Origin of the sequence: Alkanindiges illinoisensis DSM 15370 (assembly GCF_000619845.1) — a bacterium.
Taxonomy (GTDB): domain Bacteria; phylum Pseudomonadota; class Gammaproteobacteria; order Pseudomonadales; family Moraxellaceae; genus Alkanindiges; species Alkanindiges illinoisensis.
In genome coordinates this window covers 1477564-1501405 of sequence record NZ_JHUX01000003.1, presented here as the reverse complement: position 1 = coordinate 1501405, position 23842 = coordinate 1477564, and the positions used below count along the sequence as shown (strand labels likewise).

Below are 23842 nucleotides of genomic sequence, written 5' to 3'. Positions count from 1 at the left end.
AAGCCTGCTCATAAAGTAGAGAGCTGGCAGGCAACTGGGATTAAGCGTATCAATTTACAGGGTTAATTGTGCAAGAAGTGTAGAAACTTTATTTACTGGTCATATTATTTCGATATGCTGTTTGATCTTTTGTGGTCTAGGTGCGTGTCTTGCTGGGCAGCACTATGCCAGTACCAGTTTCTTTGTGGGAATAACAGACTTGATGTCCCGTTTTTTTATTGATCGGCCAATTTTTGCCTGGGTATTGGCAATTGTGGTCATGGCGCTGGGGGCGCTGTCCATTTTTACGCTTCCGGTAGAACGCTATCCTGATATTGCACCACCAACAGTCAGGATTTCAGCCAATTACAGTGGTGCATCCGCCAAAACCGTGGAGGACAGTGTTACGCAAGTGCTGGAACAGCAAATTCGCGGTATTGACAACCTGCTGTATTTTTCATCAACCAGTAGTGCATCAGGGCAAGTGCGCATTAGCTTAACCTTTGCGCAAGGTACAGACCCGGATACCGCGCAGGTTCAGGTGCAAAACAGCATTAGCAGTAGCCTGAATCGTTTGCCGCAAGTGGTACAACAACAAGGCGTCACGGTGTCCAAGTCACAGGGTGACAGCCTGATGGTAATTGGTATTTATGACACCAGCCGCAAAATGAGCACGGTTGAAATTTCCGATTACCTGATTAACCATGTGGAACCAGTGCTGAGCCGGATTAATGGGGTAGGCGAAACCAATGTATTTGGCTCGCAATATGCTATGCGCATCTGGCTTGATCCGCAAAAGCTTAACAGCTACAGCCTGATGCCATCGGACATCCGCAACGCCATTGAAGCGCAAAATACCCAGGTGACCGCCGGTGAAATTGGTGCGCAGCCTGCACCACCCGACCAGTATTTAAACGTGAATGTTACGGCGTTATCACGTCTGCAAACTCCGGAGCAGTTTGGCAATATTGTGCTCAAGGCCCAGCCGGGCGGTGCCGTGGTGTATTTAAAAGATGTGGCACGGGTGGAGCTGGGTTCAGAAAATTACTCAGTATCTACTGGCCTGAATGGTTTTCCCTCTTCCGGTATGTCAATTGATCTGGCTACCGGTGCTAATGCACTGGACGTGGCTGACACTATTCGCAGTGAAATGCAGCAACTGGAAAAACAACTGCCGGCCGGGCTAAAAATTGCCTATCCACGTGACAGCACACCGTTTGTAACGGCCTCTATCAAAGGCGTGGTTAAGACACTCATTGAAGCCATTATTCTGGTGGTGATTGTCATGTTTGTATTTTTGCAAAACTGGCGCGCCACTATTATTCCGGCCATTGCCGTACCCGTGGTACTGCTAGGGACATTTGGTATTTTGGCCGTGCTGGGACTCAGCATTAACACGCTAACCCTGTTTGCCATGGTATTGGCTATCGGTTTACTGGTAGATGATGCTATTGTGGTGGTGGAAAACGTCGAGCGGGTAATGCATGAACAGCAACTGGATGCACGACAAGCGACCATTGAATCGATGCAGGAAATTACGGGCGCGCTAATTGGCATTACGCTGGTGCTATCCGCAGTATTTTTGCCGATGGCATTTTTTGGCGGTTCGATTGGTGTTATTTACCAGCAATTTTCCATTACCATCGTGTCGGCCATGATATTGTCGGTATTGGTTGCGCTGACCTTAACACCTGCCTTGTGCGCAACCTTGCTTAAACCATCTCATCAAAAAGAGCCGCATCAAGGTGGTTTTTTTGGCTGGTTTAACCGGAGTTTTGAGTGTTTGCAGCACGGCTATAAAAATGCAGTGGCACGCATGATTGGCTGGCCAAAACTATTTATGGCAGGGTTTATTGTCATTTCTGCACTGGTAGCAGTGGCATATACCAGTTTGCCCACCAGCTTTTTGCCGGATGAAGACCAGGGATCGCTGAATGTGCAATTTACCCTAAAGGAAGGTGCACCTTTACGTGATACTGAACAAATTGGCAAACAGGTGTCGGATTATTTTCTAACCAAAGAAAAAAATAACCTGAATACTGTAATGATTGTGCTCGGGCGTAATTTTTCAGGCAATGGGCAAAATGTTGGGCAGGCTTATGTGTCACTAAAGCACTGGGATGAGCGCAAAGGCAAAGACAACACGGCTGCGGCCATTATTGAACGCGCCAATAAATACTTTAAAAAAGTACCGGATGTTAAAGTGAATGTGAATGCACCATCTGTTGTGCGTGGGCTTGGCCAGTCGAACGGTTTTGAATTCTGGTTACAGGACATCAATAATGCTGGGCGTGATGCCTTAATTGCGGCACAGGAACGCATTCTTAACAAGGCCAATGACAATCCTAATCTGCGTAATGTGCGTATGAGCGGGCTTGAAGATAAAACCCAGCTGCACCTGAATATTGACCAGAGCAAGGCTGCCATCATGGGCTTAAGTCAGTCTGATATTAATTCAACCCTGAGTGCGGCATGGGGCGGCGTGTATGTGAATGACTTCATTGACCGTGGGCGCATCAAGCGGGTATACATTCAGGGTGACATGAATTCACGCTCCAAGCCAGAGGACTTGGCCCAGTGGTACGTACGCGGTGCCGATGGCACTATGGCATCATTTGCCAGCTTTACCACTACGGACTGGATTCGCAACCCGCAATTGCTACAGCGTTTTAATGGGATTTCATCCATGCAGATTAATGGTAACGTGGCTGAGGGCTATAGCTCAGGTGAAGCCATGACCACCATGCAGCAACTGGTCAATGCCGAAAAAGGCTTTGGACTGGCCTGGAGTGGCTTGTCCTATCAGGAACAGCAAACCACCCAGCAGGGTATCTGGCTGTATATTGCCTCCATTGCATTTATTTTTCTGTGTCTGGCTGCACTCTATGAAAGCTGGACCATTCCTACGGCTGTCATGCTGGTTATTCCATTAGGTGTACTGGGAGCTGTGCTATTTACCAAGCTTGCTGGTTTTAGCAACGATATTTACTTTCAGGTGGCAATTCTGGCGACCATTGGTTTGTCGACCAAAAATGCCATTTTGATTGTAGAGTTTGCCGCCGCTGCACAGGATAAAGGCAGCAGTATTCTAGAGTCTGCACTGGAAGGCGCACGCCTGCGACTACGGCCCATTATCATGACTTCACTGGCTTTCGTAGCAGGCGTAATTCCTTTAGTATTTTCCGCTGGCGCAGGAGCAGTTAGCCGTCAGGAAATTGGGGTAAGTATTGTGGGTGGGGTATTATTTGGCACAGTACTGGCAGTATTTTATGTACCACTATTTTTTGTACTGGTCAGAAAACTATTTGCTGGAAAAACCACAAGGGCTTAAAAACTGAGGCTTGAGCAAAAAAAGCGGGTAAAAATGGTCAACCAGAAACAAGCTGGCCATTTTTAGCTTAACCCGCCTGATCCAGTTCGCAAAACCACAGGTAATCAGTGTCATTGCTGTCTTCTGCATGGCAATGGTTGCTTTCATCATTGAGAAATACACCGTGATCCTGTGCCTGGGTAACTCGGGGAAACCAGTAGACTTGACCTTGCGGATTAAAACTGGTGGCAACATTGGGATAGGGTGCTAAACCCAATTCTGCGGTGATGGCACGGTTGTCATCCAGCGTAACTACCAGAAGTTCGGTATTGGGGTCACGGTCGGGATTAATATTACGGATAATTAAAGCCACTGACATGATCATGGTCTCAAACTGTATAACAGATAACCATTTTAAGGGATTCTGGCTAAAAAAAAAGCTTGAAACGTCGTAACCTGTCGCCAATAACTTTATTATCAGTATTTAAGCCTGATAGAAATTACAAAAGAGAAGAAATAAAATTAAAAATTATTTTATATCATATGCTTAGCTATAAGGGTTTTTTACTCTATGTGTCTAGTATTTCATTTATCTTGGCAGCTTTATTTTTGGGAATTTATGAAGAGCAAAATAAGAAAAAATATTTAATGCTTTCATTGTTTTTTTCTACTTTCCTCTTTGAGTCTTTATGTAATGTTTAATTTTAGCCCAGATGTTCAACGTACACCGATTGAGACAGCGTGTGGAATTTCTTCCATGAAAGTTCCTTCTACTGGTTCAACAGCTAAAGCCAGAAATACCTACTTATTTAAATTAGACAAGTACGGAGGAATGACCTATTCAGATTCTTTTAATGGTGAAAATGTAGATTTTTCAAGGTTAAAAGAAGGGCAAAAAGTATGTTTAAACATTTCATTTATAGTTGGTGAGCAAAGAACCTCAAAAACTTGGGTCATTCATTCAGTTAATTGAATCACAAGTCATTAATTAGAGGAGCCACTTATAAATCTATATAAAATATTAATGTATTTTAAATCGGCGAGCTGATTAAGCGTTTAGGCCATACGCTCAACTTTTTAGTGGTGAAGTAAATGCTCTTAAGGATATGACTTGAAAGTTGGATTTTAGCAGATTTTTAAAATTTGCTAAGGACAACAAAAAACCCCTAAGTCCTATAAACTAAGGGGTTTGCGTACTACATCGAACTGTAGTGAACTATAATTTGGCGGAAACGGTGTCCGTGAATTATTGATCCGATACCGTCCGATACGATATTATTTTTAATTATAAAACATACATTTAAGCAAATTGGTTGTCCGAAGGTGTCTGGTGGAATTTGACTTAATCCAGCACTTTATGTTGGCTGGGATGTGGGTTTATTTATGTGGGTTTTTATGTAGGCCAGAAGATATAAATTACTCTTGTGCTTCGGTACGCTGATGAGCGTCCTCATAGACTGCGTTATTTTCACGTTTGCCTATAGCGACCACAAATACGATGATGAGTTCATCACGTACTTGATAAACGAGACGATAACCGGCTGATCGCAATTTAATCTTATAACAGTCGGACAGACCACTGAGCTGATTTGCTTCAATCCGGGGATTTTCTAAAACCTTTTCCAGTTTCTTTTTGAATTGGGTTTTAACAGTATGCCCTAGCTTTTGCCATTCTTTTAACGCGCGTGGATCAAATTCTAACTCATAAGTCATCTAAGCTAACCTTAATACCTTTTTGTGGTTTAGATAGACGTTCCTTAACTATCGCAAGTAGTTCCGCATCCTCATCTGATACCACAATCGTTTTAAAAGGAAGTTTTTTTTGTTCTGCGACATATTGTAGGGTCTGGCGCAATAGTTCTGATGGTGTGATCCCTAGTTGTTCTAGGGCAGCGTAAGAACGTTCTTTGAGATCATCTTCGATACGGATAGTAATTGTCGACATGTCATTCTCCTTGTAATAACAAATGTAATAACATTAGTGAATTTTAACATGTGAGATAATAGAGGTATAGTCTAACTTAATTAGACGTGGCTGATTATGTGAGCATGGGTTTTGCTAGACAGACTATAACCGTCTTAGAGTAGAAAACAATCAGACAACTCCTTTTGTACGTTTCTTGAATTACTTTTAAGTATTTAAGGCTAAATAGAAGTACCAGTTAGTTATATAAAAATTACATTAAATTCAATAATTAATGAAAAATTACTCAAAAGCTTGCTTGTAGGATCAGGCTAGATTTGGCACCTTATACATATCAAGATATTGGGCAGGACATATGCCTAAAAAAGCCAAAGAACTTTCCGCGCTCAGCGTTTCAAAACTCAAAATCAATGGCCGTTATCCGGTGGGCGGGGTTGATGGTTTACAGCTACGCGTGATGGATGGTTCACGTTCATGGATACTGCGTATTGCAGTAGGCACCAGAATTGACAGTAAAGGGCAGCCTGTTGTACATCGTCGGGATATTGGCTTGGGTGCCTATCCAGAAATCTCATTGGGTGAAGCACGGGAAAAAGCCAGAGAATTGCGTAAGCAAGTGCGTGATGGTATTGATCCGGTAGAGCAAAAAAAGCAGCAACGGCAAACCTTGCTTATGCAGCAGCTTAAAGCCAAGACCTTTCGTGAATGTGCCGAAATTGTCATCGCCAATAAAACCCGCGAACTGAAAAATGCCAAGCATATTGCCCAATGGGGATCAACGCTGGAAACCTATGCCTATCCGATTATTGGCGAGCAGCCGGTGAGCAATATTGGTAAGTCAGAAATACTCATGGTACTGGAGCCAATATGGCATAACAAAAATGAAACAGCCAGACGGCTTCGGGGCAGATTAGAGACGATTCTAGATTACGCCAAGGCCATGGATTATCGGCAGGGTGATAATCCGGCAGCATGGAAAGGAGCATTGGAACCAATTCTGGGCAAGGTAAAACAGGAAATCCAGCGACAACCCTCCTTACCTTATACTGAAATTCAGAGTTTTATGGCTGCATTACGTCAACGTGAGGGCATATCCCCCCGTGCCTTAGAGTTTGCCATTTTAACAGCAGTCCGTTCCGGTGAAGTATTTGGAGCGATATGGGATGAGATTGACTGGGATAAAAGAACTTGGGTTATTCCCAAAGAGCGGATGAAAGCAGGCCGGGAGCATAAAGTACCTTTGTCTGATGATGCTTTTCAGCTTTTACAGCTGCTACCTAGAATGGTTGATAATCCCTACATTTTTCCAGCACCACGCGGTGGCAAGTTATCCGACATGGCACTGACTGCTGTAATTAGACGGTTGCATGCTGCTGAGCTAGAAGCAGGTAGAAAAGGTTTTCTTGACCCTAAACAAGATAGGGTAGTGACTACCCATGGTTTTCGTTCAACCTTTAGGGACTGGGCAGCAGATAAAACCAGCTATCCGCGTGAAGTCTGTGAGCATGCGTTAGCCCATAAATTGCCTGATAGTGTAGAGGCTGCTTACCTGCGTAGTGATTTCTTGGAAAAAAGAAACAGGCTGATGAGTGAGTGGGGTGAGTATTGCAAAATATAATTGCTTCTAATGGGCTGATGAAAAACAGGAAGTAATATATGAAATCTAATAAAAAATAACCTATTAAATCAATTTCTTAACCTAAGAAATAGACAGATTTGTATACTTATAATTTTAATTAAATATTGTCTAGTGTATTCTATCAACAGAAAAAAGTATGTTTATGTAGTGTTTATTGTGCTTTTAATAATGAGGTTAGATTGAAAAAATTCATTCTAAGTTAAATATTTGATTTTGAATAACTGAATTTATAGATATAGAGGCTGGAGTTACAGGCTCCTAAAAAGTTGGAACGTGTGGTTAATATCAAATAGTTTGACTGTAGGTAAAGTTAGGCAAGAAAAACAGGATTACATGCTTCCAAGGCTAACAATAGTAGAGATATGAAAGTTTAATATGCAAATTTTTATTAAAACTAAATTTGTGTGAAGCAAACAGTAAACGGGCAGAATCTTGGAAATAGCTACTTGAAGCGTGGAATGTCTCACTATTGAATGATGTGGATAAACAACAGTAATTATTTATAAATCAATTGAAATAGTAGAATGTTTTATTTCATTTATAAATAGCAAGGCAATTAGATGACAATTATTAGATTTAACAATTTAAAGATAGTCACAATACTAATACTGTTGGGAGGTTGCATGTCGAGTCAAAAAGAAGCTGATCCTTACAAAGAAGGTGAGGTGGTCACATGGAAATTTAATGACCAATTTATCCTCAAGACTAAACTAGGTGCCAGAAGAACCCATATCTCTACAGGGCCGCATGATGCTGAATTTTATCGGCCAGAAAGTGAGCATTATGTGGGTCAGTTTCCGGTTGATTATGTGCCGGAGCAGTTTGCCAAGTTGACGAAAGCTCAGGCAAGACAGATGCAACCAGTGGCTATCATCGCAGGGCAACAGTTGGAATTTAATTTGATGCTCAATGGCTCAACTGTGCAGGCGACTGATAAAATCATCGAATCTGAACATGGCTTAGATCATCCTGATCAGGTCAAAGTTAGAATTAACTTTACAGGTTCAAAAACAGATACATATCATTCTTATAGAATTTTTGAGGAATCAGACGAAGCCAAATACGATAAAGATTCTTCAAGCAAGTATAGCTTAAAATGTAATATTTTTACAAAAACTAACGGCCTACTTTGCTTTGGTAAATCTGACTATCCTAATATTTCGGGAGTTTATTTTACTTTTAGAGATAAAGACTGGGTTGTAGGGGAGTCACAAGAGTCGTTGTTTGGAGGAGTTAAAGTAGAGTGGCGCATCGAAAGTAAAAATTTAAAACATTGGAAAGAGATAGACTTAGCTATTTGGCGATTATTAGACGAATGGAATATTTCATCTTTAAAAGTGTAAAACATTTCAGTAGTAAAGATTATAGGAAAAATTATGACAATTTCAATAGATGTGACCCAATTAGCTATAATTGATAGTTTTGTTAAAGTTCCAAATGGGAAGTATCCTGATTATGCAGGTATGTATAGTTATATATACAATACCTTTGGTTCAAAAATGCTCATTGATGACCCTGATCAGGCCTACTGGTTTCAGCAGGCAGCGGATATTAATAGGTATCTGAACTATGTGGCTCATCCAGAGCGATTTTTAAGTCCTGTCACACCGACCCAGTCTGCCTATTTTATTCAGCAGATCAATATAGAAAGCCTGAATTTGGCAAAATTAAATTCCTCTAATGAAAATATTGCAAATATAAGCAATCATATTGCCAAAAACGTCTATTACGATATTGCTGGATTAGACAAGAATGGGAATGTAAGCGGTAAGCCAAAAGGCATCATTCCGTCTTTAGAAAGTCAAGTAAGCCATGACATTCAAGCTGCTATTGATTTCGCAGGATTAGGTGTTAGTCAATGGGGGGGTGCGTTCTATTTTTGGGATACCAAAATTACTGAGGATGGTGAGGTTAATGGTGCTGGGGCCAAAAAAATCGGACAAACTATTGTTGATGCGGGTAAAGTCGATGAGTTTGTCAAAATGACCAGCATTGCAATGGCACGTACCATTGATAAATTTCATGTTGGTGGCGAAGCGACTAGTACAGCCATGATTGGTGCCATCAAGACATTTAGTTATGGTTATTCGGATGGTTTAAATCCGGTTGCACTTATTCCACTGTTGTTGGAAAGTCCACTATTGGCTGCAGCACTTGCACCCAATAGTGACCAATGGGTAGGCTTAAAAGTACTATTTGGCGTCTATCAAAAAAGTGAATGGATACAGTCTCAACAGCCAGCTGGTTTTGCCTGGGCAGAAAGAAATTTTGAGGAGTTTGTTGACTACTTAACCGATTTCGCTGATATAGCAGCAGGAACTATTGAAGATGCAGTATCACGGGTGCTGGATGACACAGTTTACGGTACCGGAAGCAATGATACGCTTGATGGGGGATTGCTGATTGGGTTGGGCGACGATACCCTTTTTGGACTAGGGGGTAATGACACACTCAAGGGTGGCATAGGTAGTGATACGTTACATGGTGGCAAAGGCAACGATACCCTATATGGCGGTTATGGAGCTGATACGCTTTATGGCGGCAAAGATCAGGATATATTACATGGTGATAGTGGTGATGATAAATTATATGCAGGTATAAGAAAAGACGATACCACAGAGACTTCAACAAATTATCTTAATGGAGATGATGGTAATGACCATCTCTATGGGGCAGCTGGTAATGATTATCTTTATGGCGGGCAAGATTCTGATGTTCTTGAAGGTTTCGATGGTAACGATTTTCTGTACGCGGGTACGAAAAGCAATGATGTAGATGATACTTCTGCAAACTATTTATATGGCGGTAAAGGCCGGGATTTTTTATATGGTGCAGCCGGTAATGACTGGCTGTTTGCCGGCAGTGTCAGAAATGATCAGACCGACAGAGACAATAATTTTCTCTATGGTGGCCAAGGCGACGATAAGCTGTATGGTGCAGCAGACATTGACCTGTTAAGTGGTGATGAAGGCAATGACCAACTGTATGGTGGCGATGGCAATGACATCTTAAAAGGTGGTACTGGCGATAGTGATGAGCTATATGGTGAGGCAGGTAACGACACGCTGATTGGCTCAGGATTATTAAAGGGTGGTGATGATTTTGATACCTATCAGGCATCTGGTACGGTTATCATTAATGATAGCGATGGTAAGGGCACTTTAAGCTATAACGGACAACAACTGAATGGCAAAACCATTAAATACAGAAATGAGAATCTGACACCCCCGCCGGTACTGGATTTCGGGCCTTATAAACTTCTAAGCCATGGACCTTTGCAATTAATCTCTCAATCGGCAACTCAGGCGGTCTATGAAGTTTCCGGCAATATTGATTTTACCTATGGTCAACTCACCACAGAGACACTGGACAATGGCGAGCTGGGCATCCGGTTTAGGGTAGTGGTTACCCGGGATGCACCACCGCCACCCAAAAAACCACCATTAAGAATACCCCCAATTCCACCGCGTCCTTCTGACCCATTGATTCTGGATTTGGATCATGATGGCAAAATTAATACCCAGCCTATCAGTGCTGGGGTGCATTTTGACTTGGATGGTAATGGTTTTGCCGAAAATACATCATGGGTGAGTGCAAGCGATGGCTTTGTTACCCTAGATTTAAACAATAATGGCAAAATTGATAATGGTTCTGAATTATTTGGCACAGATACCAAATTAGCCAACGGCAATAAAGCGGCTGATGGTTTTGCTGCACTGGCACAATATGATGCCAACCAGGATCATATCATCAATAATCAGGACACTGTTTTTAGTCAGTTGAGGATATGGAAAGACACGAATCAAGATGGTATTTCCCAGTCGACGGAACTGTATTCGTTCGCTGACTTATCGATTAAATCCATTAATCTTAATGCCACTGTAGAAAATGTGACTGACAGTAATAAGGTAGTTCACACTAACTTAAGCAGTTATACGCAGACAAGTATCGTGGATGGGGTAGAAACCTCTACCACTGGCCTAGCAGAAACCCTGTTGTTTGAAGTTGATACAGCCAGGACAGTGTTTGTTGACTCCAGTAACATTGAGGAAAACCTGCCGTTTGATATTTTGGCACTACCAAATCTCATGGGCTATGGCACCGTGCCATCCCTCCATATTGCTATGGCCAATGATACGACAGGTAAACTTCAGGAACTGGTTGAGCAGTTTGCCATTACTGAGCCAATGCAGCAGCGTCAACTGGTTGAAAAAATACTACTTTACTGGACGGGTAAGCAGGATACACCGGATGATGATGCAAATTTATATAGCATCAGCGCGCCACATTATGAAGTATTAAAAGTACTGTGGGGCAAGGAAACCGAATGGGCAGGATTGGTCCGGGGTGGCGTGTTTATTGGTTCGCTGGAGGCGGCTTATCAGAATGTGGTCAAGAGTGCCTATAGCCAGTTGCTAATGCAGGCCAATTACAGCGATTTATTGTCGTTAGTCAACTTTAAAGATGAAAAAGTCTTTCAGGGAACGCTATATTTGGCAGGCTCTACAAGTAGTTCAGGTGGCAGCACTCAGGTTCTTCATAACACCTATGAGGATCAACTTCCTTCGGGTTTTGGCGGCATTCATGACTGGAAACTGGTTGATGAGATCTGGCATGCTGATTATTCACTGGCGGCCGACCAGTTAGCCACCTTATTTGTACAGAATCCTGCCCATGGCGCCGGGCAAATTGAATCATTCCGCCTGACGATTTCCGGTCTAGACCCCTATCATGATGTGTTATACCGTGAATTTGTTGAGCAGTTTGCCATCAGGGCAGCACAGGTTGCTGATCTACCCACCAGAACGTTATTCATGCAAGCCATTTATGCCGGTGACGATACGATTACCGGTACAGCAGACAGCGATACCATTAATAGCTGGGATGGTAATGACAGCATTACGGCTTTAAATGGGGATGATATTGTCGATGCCGGCAATGGTAATGATCTGGTTAAAGGGGGTAATGGCAATGATCTGATCAAGGGTGGTGCTGGCAATGACACCATTTTTGGTGAAGCCGGCAATGATACCATACAAGGTGGCAGTGGCAATGATTTGCTGGATGGGGGTTCTGGCAACGACACTTATCTGTTTAGCCGTGGTGATGGCCAGGATGTGATCAACAATATTGATAATGATTCCGGTAATACAGGCAAGCTGGATAAAATCCAGTTCGAGGCAGGAATATCAGCGTCAGAGGTCAGCGTAAAGCGTGTCAATAATCATTTGCTACTGATGATAAATAATAGTGCTGACCAGATCACAGTGAATGATTATTTTATTGCCAATAGCGCAATGACGCCTTTACGTATGGATCAGATTGTATTTGCTGATGGCACGATCTGGACTGTAGACGATATTAAAATTAAGGCTCAGCAAGGTACTGATCAGGCAGATCAACTCTATGGTTATGCCACAAGCAATACCTTAGCAGGTTTGGCTGGTAATGATCAGCTTTATGGTAATACAGGAGATGATGTATTAAGTGGTGGTGCCGGCTATGATGAGTTACATGGAAATTTAGGCAATGATTTGCTGGAAGGCGGAGCAGACAATGACTCATTATATGGCGATGATGGTGATGATCAGCTAGACGGTGGTGCAGGGGACGACCAGTTGAATGGAGGATATGGTAATGATACCTATTCCTTTGGACGTAACTATGGATATGATGTTATTTATAGCTATGATTCTGCGCCTGATAAACTTGATAAAATTCAGCTAAAAGCAGGTATTTCTATTGCAGATATTAATTTAACAAGAAATCAATCCGATTTAATTTTAACCATTAAAAATACTAATGATCAGCTTGTTGTTTGGAGTTATTTTGATGAGAGTGGTCCTACCAATTATCGCGTAGATCAAATTGTTTTTGCTGACGGCACAATCTGGTCAATCGCTGATATTAAACAAAAAGTTCAACAAGCCACAGACTATAACGATAGACTTTATGGTTACTCCGGTAACGATAACTTGGCGGGTTTGGCTGGTAATGACACTATAATCGGCTACGGTGGGGATGATATTCTGGATGGTGGTAGTGGCAATGATTATTTAGAAGGTAATAGTGGTAATGATACTCTGGATGGCGGTATTGGAAATGATACCCTAGATGGGGGGATTGGAGCGGATACTTATATCTTTGGCCGTGGTTTTGGACAGGATTATATTACAGGGAATTATTACGATACTGATAATGGAAGTGATAAAGTCATATTTAAAAATGATATTAACATTGAAGATGTTATCGTTAAACGGCAATCTTATAATCTAATTATAACATTTAAGAATAGTTCCGATAGTTTGACAATAGGAAGCTATTTTTATGCTAATCAATTTCAGCTAGGACAAATTGTTTTTGCTAACGGAACAATCTGGACACCCACAGATATCAATAGCAAGGTACTTCAAATTACCAATGGTAATGATGAGATTCATGGCGATGAAAGCAGTAATACTTTCTTCGGCCTAGATGGTGATGATTATTTATTAGGCTATGGAGGTAATGATGTTCTCAATGGCGGTCTGGGTAATGACCGTTTAGACGGTGGTGAAGGAAATGACGAGTTAACTGGCGGTCTTGGTAATGACTACTTGGATGGAGGTGAAGGGAATGATACCTATCTATTTGGCCGTGGTAATGGACAAGACAACATCTATAACTATGATTACTATAATAATCAAACTGATAAGATAACTTTTAATAGTGACATTGCTGTTAATGATATTATTGCAAGACGTGAAGGCAGTGATTTAAAGCTATATGTTAAAAATACTTCCGATTATATAAACATTAATTACTTTTACTATGGTTCCCAGTATCAGTTGGAACAAATTGTTTTTGCTGATGGTACAATTTGGACGAGTCAAGATATTAGTTTAAAAGTTCAACAAGGTACGGAATATAACGATAATCTTTATGGTGATAGTTTAGACAATAGTATTGATGGTCTAGCAGGAGATGATTATTTAGTAGGAAATGAGGGCAATGATATTTTAGACGGCGGTACTGGAAATGATCGGCTATATGGAGGTAGCGGAAATGATACCTATATCTTTGGGCGCGGCTATGGTCAGGACAGTATTGATGCGTATGATAGTGGCTTAAATAAGAATGATAAGATTATTTTTAAAGACAATATTGCCGTTAATGATGTCCTGGCACGTCGTGACGGTAGCGATCTTGTCCTTTACATTAGAAATACGACAGATTCGCTAAAGGTTCAATCCTACTTTTATGATGATGGGAATAGCAATTCACGCCAGGTTCAGCAAATTATTTTTGCAGATGGAACAGTATGGGCGTTGAACGATATTAGGGCCAAAGTTCTAGAGGGTACTGCGGAGGATGATGCCTTATATGGCTATGCCAGTGATGACACTATATCAGGACTGGCTGGTAACGATTCCCTTTATGGTGATCAGGGCAATGATACATTAGATGGCGGCGATGGCAATGACACTTTGGATGGTGGCACTGGTAATAACATTTTAATTGGTGGATCTGGGGATGACCGATTATATACGGAGAATGGCGATGATCTCTTACGGGGTGGTGAAGGGAATGATTACCTAATCAGTGGTGATGGTAATAACCTTCTGGAAGGTGACACTGGTAATGACACCTTAGTCAGTGGAATTGGTAATGATACCTATATCTTCGGGCGCGGGGATGGTCAGGATGTCATTTATAATTATGATAATAGGGTTAATAAACAGGATAAAATCGTCTTTAAGGCCGGTATTTCAGCCACCGATCTTGCAGTCAATCGAGCTTCGGATAATCTGATCATTCAAATTAAAGATTCTTCTGATCGTATCGAAATTGCTAACTATTTCCTTAGCGATGGTCAAAGTGGTAATCAGATAGACCAGTTAGTGTTTAATGATGGCACCATCTGGACCGTTGATGATATCAAGCCTAAGGTGCAGCAAGGTTCTAATGCCAACGATAATCTGTATGGTTATGCTGGCAACGATACCTTACATGGCTTGGATGGTAATGACACGCTGATCGGCAATGCTGGGGATGACCTACTGTACGGCGATGCCGGTGATGACATTCTCGATGGTGGCATGGGGAATGACCTGCTGGATGGTGGCATAGGAGATGATGTCCTTAGTGCCGGTGATGGCAACAATAATCTCAAAGGTGGAAATGGTAGTGATCGGCTCTACAGTGGTGTAGGAGATGATGTCCTTAATGGCGGTGATGGAGACGATCACTTAGAAGCAGGGGATGGAAAAAATAGGCTGTATGGTGAGGCCGGTAATGATGCTTTATATAGTGGAAAAGGGAATGACTTATTAGACGGTGGAGATGGAGACGATTATCTAGACAGTGGACAAGGCAATGATACGCTGTATGGTAAAGCGGACAACGACACTCTAAACAGCGGTGAGGGCGATGACACATTAGATGGTGGTATAGGTAGCGATTACTTAAGTGGTGGTAGTGGCAATGACACTTATATCTTTGGTCGCGGCTATGGCCAGGATGTTATTAATAACTATGATGAGAATCTGAGTGCCGTCGATAAAATAAGTTTTAAGGCAGATATTTTGCCCACTGATCTGATTATGAACCGTGAAGGTAGTGATCTGGTCATTCGGGTGAGAAATACTGAAGATATCCTTCGCATTAATTATTATTTCGATAACTACAATCCACAGATTTATCGTATTGACCAGTTGGTATTTAATGATGGCACTATCTGGAATCAGGCTGCAATTCAGGAGCATCTACAACCTGGAACTGAACAGAATGATTCCATCAATGGCACACCCTTAAATGATGAGTTATATGGCTTTGCCGGCAATGATACGGTTCAGGGTGCTGATGGAAATGACCTGTTGTATGGTAATGAAGGCAATGACCAATTAAATGGCGGTGTAGGCAATGACCTACTGGATGGTGGTATAGGTAATGACATGCTGGATGGCGGTGTAGGCAATGATAGTTACATCTTTGGCCGTGGCTATGGTCAGGATGTTATTACCAGTTATGATTCACAGCCTTCTAAACAGGATAAAATTGTATTTAAGGATGACATCATCGCCAGTGATATTAGCGTTCAGCGTGTGAATGATGATCTGGTGATTCGTCTGGTCAATACGCCGGATACGTTAAAAATTACCGGTTATTTTATCCAAGATGGCCAAGGCGGTAATCAGGTCGATCAGTTGGTATTTAGTGATGGGTCTATCTGGACCGTTAATGATATCAAGTCCAAAGTCCAGCAAGGCAGCAATACTGATGACATACTGTATGGCTACGCGGGTAATGACACTTTACATGGCTTAGATGGTAATGACACGCTAATCGGCAATGCCGGTGATGACCTACTGTACGGCGATGCCGGTGATGATCTTCTCGATGGTGGTGATGGCAACAATACCCTAACCGGTGGAGATGGCAATGACCAACTTTATAGTGGGTTAGGTAATGATCTTCTGGATGGCGGTGATGGTGATGATTATTTATCTGGGGGGGAAGGTATAGATCACTTGATAGGTGGAAATGGCAATGATATTTATATTATTGATAACCAGGATACCTTTGAAGAAACAGGGACTGATGGCGGTTATGATGAATTAAATATTTCCCGCAATATTGACCTACAGAACACCAATATTGAAAAAGCTGTGCTAACAGGTATTGGCAACTTTTATGCCAAGGGTGATGAGAATGATAATGAACTTATTGGTAATGACGGTGATAACTTATTAGAGGGCCGTTTAGGTAATGACATTCTAGAGGGTGGCGCAGGCAACGATAAACTTGATGGCGGCACAGGAGCTGATGTTATAAGTGGCGGCGCAGACGATGACTATTATATTGTGGATCGTTATGACAGTTTATTAACTGATTCTGATGGCATAAAAATTCTAGTGCAAGGGGATCAGGTTGCAGAGGGCTATTTATCTCCGTCTGGTTATGTCTATGGTGATAGTGGCGGTATTGATACTGTTGAGCAGTGGGACGACCATCGCTTCTACCGTCAGGATAGTAATGGTAACTGGACAGATACTGGTAGCTATCATTTGCTGCAAAACAATATTGAAAATCTAATTTTAAAAGGTGCAGCCAAGACTGCATTTGGTAATGACCTGGACAATATCATCGTTGGTAATAGTCAAAACAACTATAGTGATGGTCTGGGCGGTAATGACACGTACGTGTATGCTAAAGGTGGCGGCACCGATACATTAAGCTTTAATGACGATATTGAAGCAATCAATACCTTAAAAATTGAAGGGTATAGTACCAATGACGTGTTTGCCCAAAAGCAGGGTAATAGTGTTTATTTAAGCTTTAAAAACAGCAATGATCATATCTGGCTGTCCAACCATTATGTGGCCGATACGGCAACCACTACCAATAAAGTAGACCAGATTGTCTTTGATTCTGGGGTTATCTGGACTCAGGCCGATATTGATGCCTTGGTCAACCGGGCAGCAACTAATCATGCGCCAACGATGAATCAGAATGTGACTATTCCCACGATTAATACCAGTCAGGGTAGTACCTTTAGTTATACCATTGCTGAAAATGCTATTACTGATGTGGATACTTGGGATTCGTTAACGTTTAAAGTCACTTCCAATACCCAGGCTAGCAATGGCCAGTATAATCCAATTCCAGCCTGGCTCAGTTTTGATCCGGTAACCCGTACTTTAAGTGGTACCCCACCAGCTACTGTTTCTGGAACCCTCACGTTTTATTACTGGGGTACTGACATGTATGGTCAGGGAACTGGTCGACCCTTCACTCTCAAGGTTAATCCACCGAATCGCGCGCCAGTTGTTGCCACTGCCATTGCAGATCAGACAGTCACTGATGGCAAGGCCTTTAGCTATGTGATTCCATCGGGTGCCTTTACCGATGCTGACGGTGATGCATTGACCTACAGCGCAACCCTGGAAGATGGTGGTGCCTTACCCGCATGGCTGACCTTTAATGCCACAACACGCACCTTAAGTGGTACTTCACCAGATAATTCTGCCCCGTTAAATATCAAAATTACTGCCAAGGACACCGTTAACCAGACCGCAAGCGATGTGTTTAAGCTCACCTTTGCTGTGCAAAACCTGACAGTAAATGGGACGACTGGCATCGATACCCTATATGGTGGCTCAGGTAATGACAACTTAACGGGTCAGGCAGGCAACGATATCCTGTATGGCTATGGTGGTAATGACACCCTTGATGGCGGTACTGGTACTGATACCATGTATGGTGGCAAGGGCGATGATACCTATGTCGTTGATGTCAATACTGATGTCATCAATGAAAATGTTAGTGAAGGCATTGATACGGTGAAGAGCAGTGTGACGTTAACACTGACCAATGCCAATGTTGAAAACCTGACCCTGACTGGAACTACAGCAATCAATGGTACAGGTAATGCCTTAAACAATACTCTGATTGGTAATAGTGCCGTTAATACCTTAACCGGTGGTGCTGGCGATGATATTTTAGATGGCGGTGCAGGTAATGATGTGCTGGTAGGTGGTATTGGTAATGATACCTATATTTATGGCACAGGAGATACAATCACTGAAGCAGCTAATGAAGGTACAGACCTGGTGCAAAGTAGCGTGAGCTATACCTTGGCCAATAATGTCGAAAACCTCACCTTAACCGGAACCAGTGTTATTACCGGTACAGGTAATACCTTAAACAATATCATCATTGGTAACAGTGCCAACAATACCCTATCAGGTGCAGCAGGTGATGATCGTCTGGAAGGCAATGCTGGGAATGATACCCTGGATGGTGGCGCGGGTAATGATACGTTGCTGGGCGGCATAGGTGATGATACTTATATCGTGGATAGCAGCAGCGATAAAATTACCGAAAACGCTGCTGAAGGCACCGACAGTGTACAAAGCAGTGTGACCTATACCTTAAGCGACAATATTGAAAACCTGACCTTGACCAGCACTGGATTGATCAGCGGCACCGGCAACAGTCAAAATAACGTATTAACTGGCAATAGCGCAGTGAATACCTTAACTGGTGGTGCAGGTGATGACACCCTAAACGGGGGCGCAGGCAATGACACCCTGATTGGCGGAATCGGTAACGACACCTATGTCGTGGATTCAACCAGTGATGTGATTAACGAGAATGCGAATGAAGGCACGGACACCATTCAAAGTTCCGTGACCCGCACGATTGATAATAATGTTGAGAATTTAACCCTCACTGGCACAACTGCCATTAATGGTACAGGCAATGCGCTTAACAACATCATTATTGGTAACAGTGCAGTAAACATCTTAAGTGCTGGCACAGGTGACGATACATTAGATGGTGGTGCAGGTAATGACAAGCTCACCGGTGGTTTAGGTAATGACATTTATGTGGTGGATAGCACCTCAGATACCGTGACTGAAAATGCCAATGAAGGTACAGATACCATCCAAAGTTCTGTCACCCGTACTCTGGATGCCAATGTGGAAAATCTGACCCTAACCGGTACAGGTGCCAACAGTGCAACTGGCAATACCCTAAACAACATCCTGCTTGGCAACAGCGCCATTAATACCTTAACCGGTCTTGCTGGTGATGATTATCTGGATGGTGGTGCAGGGGCTGATAAGCTAATTGGTGGTGTGGGTAATGATACCTACGTGATCGATAACACCGGGGATGTCATTACTGAAAATGCCAATGAAGGAACCGATAGCGTACAAAGTAGTATTACCTATACCTTGGGCACTAACCTTGAAAACCTGAACTTAACTGGCAGCAGTGTTATCAATGGCACTGGCAATACGCTGGCCAACACCTTAAAAGGAAATACTGCGGCCAATACCTTAACGGGTGGTACAGGCAATGATACCTATTTGTTTGACCGCAGCAGTGGCATTGATACCCTTGTTGAAAATGACACCACATCCGGCAACAAGGACACCTTAAGCTTTGGTAGTGACATTGCCGCTGACCAGCTGTGGTTTACCAAGTCAGGTAACAACCTGGAAGTCAGTGTCATTGGCACCAGCAATAAAGCGGTCATGAAGGACTGGTACTTGGGTAACCAGTATCATATGGAGCAGTTAAAGTCGGGCAATAACCTGACTTTGCTGGATACCCAGGTACAAAACCTAGTACAGGCCATGGCAGGCATGACCCCGCCAGCAGCTGGTCAAACCTCCCTACCGCCTGAATATCAAACGCAGCTGAATGCGGTGATTACAGCCAACTGGAAATAATAAATTACTGCTGACAATCAGGCCTTAACCGATGGTTAAGGCCTGATTGTTTGGTCAGTCTATAGGTTTTACTGTACATGTCTTTTGTTGCCCAAAATCAAGAATCCCCCGATACCGCTCATACCATGCTCCGGATTGACACTGGCCTTGCTTGCCTGATCATGATGGCGCGTTTTCACCACATGGCAGTTGAGCCAGAGCAGGTGATCCATGAAGCGGGTCTGGATAATACCCAATTTAACAGCACCGAGTTATTGCTGGCGGCCAAGCGCTTAAATTTAAAAGCCAAGGCGGTAAGTACGACACTTGAGCGGCTGGACAAGATTCCATTACCTGCCATTGTAGAAACCACCAATCCTGATGGAGAACCAGAATTCTTTATTCTGGCGCGAATTGAAAATGACCAGTATCTGGTCCAGTCTCCGCGTATGGGACGGCCCCAGTTGTTAACGCCTGTACAGTTTGGCGAGCTATGGCAGGGCAAACTGATCTTAGTCACCACCAAGGATAGCCTGGCTCAAGCCTTACGCAAGTTTGACTTGTCCTGGTTTATTCCTTCAGTGATTAAGTATCGCAAGCTACTGATTGAAGTACTGCTGGTCAGCTTTGTGCTGCAACTATTTGCCTTGATCACACCACTGTTCTTTCAGGTGGTCATGGACAAGGTACTGGTGCATCGGGCATTGACCACCCTGGATGTGATTGCCATTGGCTTAACGGTGATCATTATCTTTGATGTATTGCTCTCGACGTTACGCAGTTATGTGTTCGCCCATACCACCAGCCGCATTGATGTGGAACTGGGAGCCAAGGTATTTCGCCATTTGCTGGCCTTGCCACTGAATTACTTTCAGGCACGCCGGGTTGGCGACTCGGTCGCGCGTATTCGTGAGCTGGAAAACATTCGCTCCTTTCTCACCGGCAATGCCTTGACCCTGATTCTGGATTTGGTGTTTTCCTTTGTGTTTATTGCCGTGATGGTTTATTACAGTGGCTGGCTCACGTTAATTGTGATTGCTTCAATTCCCTGTTATTTGCTGCTGTCAGTGATTTTTACCCCAATCCTGCGTCAGCGCTTGAATGAAAAATTTGCCCGTGGTGCGGAAAATCAGGCCTTTTTGGTTGAAACGGTGAGTGGGGTGGATACGGTAAAATCACTGGCTACTGAAAACCACTGGGTACGTAAATGGGATAACCAGCTGGCAGGCTATGTCAAATCCAGCTTTAAAACCACTACCATCAGTACCTTTGCCAATAGTGGCGTGACCCTCATTAATAAAATAGTCACCGTGGCCATCATGTATTTTGGGGCCAAACTGGTGATTGAAGGCAAGCTCAGTGTCGGCCAGTTGATTGCCTTTAACATGCTGGCCGGACAGGTGTCACAGCCCGTCATGCGTCTGGCACAAATGTGGACTGACTTCCAGCAGGTAGGGATTTCCATTCAGCGCTTGGGCGATATCCTCAATACCAAAACCGAGCTGTCCGACAGCAAGGGCAGTCTGCCTAAGATTGCAGGCAGCATCACGCTTGATCATTTGTTCTTCCGTTATCGTCCTGATGGCCGTGAAATCCTTAAAGACATTGATATGAGTATCCAGCCAGGTGAGGTGATTGGGATTGTCGGGCGTTCGGGTTCCGGTAAAAGCACCTTAACCAAACTCATCCAGCGCCTGTATGTGCCAGAACGTGGCCGCATCCTGATTGACGGTATGGACTTATCCATTATGGATACCAGCTCGCTGCGGCGGCAAATTGGCGTGGTACTACAGGAAAACATGCTGTTTAACCGGACCATCCGGGAAAATATTGCCCTGTCTGACCCCAGTGCCTCTTTAGAGCGAGTGATTGAAGTGGCCAAGCTGGCTGGTGCGCATGAATTTATTGTGGAGTTGCCAGAAGGCTATAACACCATGGTGGGTGAGCATGGTTCAACCTTATCGGGTGGCCAGCGCCAGCGCATTGCGATTGCCCGCGCGTTAATTACCAATCCACGCATCCTGATCTTTGATGAAGCCACCAGTGCCTTGGATTATGAAAGTGAGCACATTATCCAGGCCAACATGCAAACCATTTGCCAGGGCCGCACGGTGCTGATCATTGCCCATCGCTTATCCGCCGTGCGTAATGCCAACCGGATCATTGTGATGGAGCAGGGCGAGATTGTTGAAAGCGGCACGCATCAGCAGCTGTTGCAAACACCCGGTGGCGCCTATGCCAAATTACACCAGTTACAGCACGGTTAACCCATCATGAGTATTCTCAATCATTTAAAACACTATGCGGGTGTGGCCAAACTGTCCTGGCAAAGCCGTAAACAACTGGCCAGCCGTCCGGTCACGCCAACCGAAGCTGAATTCCTGCCAGCAGCCTTGGCTTTACAGGAACAACCGGTATCGCCAGCACCACGGATTGCCATGTGGCTGATAGTCAGCTTTTTTATCATTGCCTTGCTGTGGGCGTACTTTGGCAAGATTGATATTACGGCCACTGCACAGGGTAAGATTATTCCCAGTGACCGGACTAAGGTAATCCAGCCATTTGAAACAGCCACGGTGAAACAAATCCTGGTCAAGGAAGGTCAGGCGGTGAAAGCCGGACAGGTACTGGTGGCACTGGATTACACGGTGGCGCAGGCTGATAACACCAAGACCAGCAGTGATTTGGCGTTCGCCAGGCTAAAAGCTTACCGGGCTAAATATATTCTGGCTAAGCTTGCGGGTTTAGCATTACCTTCAATTGATCATCACAACATCAATCCAGATTTATTCAATGAATCGCACAGTGCCTTGCTCAGCCAACTCAATGAATACCAGTCCCGCCTTTCCACCTATGATGCAGAAATCAGTCGTCGTCAGGCCGAGCTTAACTCTTCAACCGCACAAGTCACCAACTTAGAAAAGATCGTGCCGATTGCCAAGACCCGTGCTGATGACTTTAAACAGTTGAAAGATGAAAACTATGCCTCACGGCATGAATACCTGGCCTATGAGCAGGCACGCCTGGAAAAAGAAACCGAGCTGGATCGTCAGCGTGGACAGGTGAAAGAGCTGAGCGCGGCCTTAAATGAAACCCGTACCCAACGCGCCCAGTTTATGGCCGAGTTTAGAAAATCCACCATGGATAGCTTAAATGAAGCACAGCAGCAAATTGAAACCCTAGAGCAGGAAGGTATCAAGACGGCCCAGCGTCAGGCCCTAACCGCACTCAAAAGTCCGGTAGATGGCACGGTACAGCAACTGGCCATTAATACGGTGGGTGGGGTGGTAACCCCTGCACAGGCACTGATGGTGATTGTACCAAAGAATAATCCGCTGGAAGTTGAAGCGTTTATTCCCAACAAGGATATCGGCTTTGTACGGGAAGACCAAAATGCTGAAGTGAAGATTGAAACCTTCCCGCATTCCCGCTATGGCACTATTGATGCCAAAGTACTTTCAATTTCACACGATGCCATTAATGATGAAAAACTGGGACTGATTTATTCCTCACTGATCCGTATGGAAAAAAGTACCATTAACGTAGATGGCAAGCAGGTCAATCTAAGTCCCGGTATGGCGGTAACGGTTGAGATCAAGACTGGACAGCGCCGCCTGATTGAGTATTTCTTGAGTCCATTAATCCAAAATGCCAAAGACAGCCTGCATGAGCGTTAATCTGTTATGATTTAAAAGCTTAGGCAAAATGATTCAAACTGAAAAATTCGTTAGCGTTATCAAAGAGGTATGCATCAGATTTTTCCCAGGCACCTAATGCCTGGGTTATTT

At 43.6% G+C, this 23842-nt stretch carries 11 protein-coding genes; 8 read left to right on the top strand and 3 right to left on the bottom strand.

The window, feature by feature from the left end:
• Positions 1-199 precede the first annotated feature (199 nt).
• On the top strand, positions 200-3310 hold the full coding sequence (locus tag Q337_RS0107480; protein ID WP_026471072.1) for an efflux RND transporter permease subunit: 3111 nt from the start codon (positions 200-202) through the stop codon (positions 3308-3310).
• A gap of 67 nt (positions 3311-3377) precedes the next feature.
• Here the strand turns inward: Q337_RS0107480 and Q337_RS0107475 are convergent, their stop codons facing one another.
• Positions 3378-3668 carry a hypothetical protein gene (locus Q337_RS0107475; RefSeq protein ID WP_156935731.1) on the bottom strand — a complete coding sequence of 97 codons (291 nt, stop codon included), beginning with the start codon at positions 3666-3668 and terminating at the stop codon, positions 3378-3380.
• A 62-nt stretch (positions 3669-3730) separates the two neighbouring features.
• On the opposite strand from Q337_RS0107475, the gene Q337_RS18810 reads away from it, so the two are divergent.
• On the top strand, positions 3731-3991 hold the full coding sequence (locus Q337_RS18810) for a hypothetical protein (RefSeq protein WP_156935730.1): 261 nt from the start codon (positions 3731-3733) through the stop codon (positions 3989-3991).
• A 55-nt stretch (positions 3992-4046) separates the two neighbouring features.
• Positions 4047-4262, top strand: coding sequence for a hypothetical protein (locus Q337_RS18805; RefSeq protein ID WP_156935729.1), 216 nt, complete (start codon positions 4047-4049; stop codon positions 4260-4262).
• A 443-nt stretch (positions 4263-4705) separates the two neighbouring features.
• On the opposite strand, the gene Q337_RS0107470 is transcribed toward Q337_RS18805, so the two are convergent.
• Both Q337_RS0107470 and Q337_RS0107465 read right to left on the bottom strand, forming a co-directional pair.
• Positions 4706-5002, bottom strand: a complete 297-nt coding sequence (locus Q337_RS0107470; protein WP_026471070.1) for a type II toxin-antitoxin system RelE family toxin — start codon at positions 5000-5002, stop codon at positions 4706-4708.
• Positions 4992-5234 (bottom strand): type II toxin-antitoxin system RelB/DinJ family antitoxin, encoded by a 243-nt coding sequence (locus tag Q337_RS0107465; protein WP_026471069.1) that lies wholly within the window; start codon positions 5232-5234, stop codon positions 4992-4994. Before Q337_RS0107465 ends, Q337_RS0107470 begins: the two co-directional genes overlap by 11 nt.
• 334 nt (positions 5235-5568) lie before the next feature.
• On the opposite strand from Q337_RS0107465, the gene Q337_RS0107460 reads away from it, so the two are divergent.
• The 5 genes from Q337_RS0107460 (at position 5569) to Q337_RS0107440 (ending at position 23731) form a co-directional block, all read left to right on the top strand.
• Positions 5569-6831, top strand: a complete 1263-nt coding sequence (locus tag Q337_RS0107460) for a tyrosine-type recombinase/integrase (protein WP_026471068.1) — start codon at positions 5569-5571, stop codon at positions 6829-6831.
• A gap of 644 nt (positions 6832-7475) precedes the next feature.
• Complete coding sequence (locus Q337_RS0107455; protein ID WP_051526739.1) at positions 7476-8195, top strand: hypothetical protein; 720 nt, start codon at positions 7476-7478, stop codon at positions 8193-8195.
• 120 nt (positions 8196-8315) lie between these two features.
• Entirely contained in the window at positions 8316-20075 is an 11760-nt protein-coding gene (locus Q337_RS19075) for a calcium-binding protein (protein WP_211253596.1), read from the top strand.
• 77 nt (positions 20076-20152) lie between these two features.
• A complete protein-coding gene (locus tag Q337_RS0107445) occupies positions 20153-22321 on the top strand; it encodes a type I secretion system permease/ATPase (protein WP_026471065.1) in 2169 nt (722 codons plus the stop codon).
• Positions 22322-22327: 6 nt separating this feature from the next.
• Positions 22328-23731: an HlyD family type I secretion periplasmic adaptor subunit gene (locus Q337_RS0107440; protein WP_026471064.1), complete on the top strand. Its 1404-nt coding sequence runs from the start codon at positions 22328-22330 to the stop codon at positions 23729-23731.
• The last annotated feature ends 111 nt before the right edge of the window (positions 23732-23842 follow it).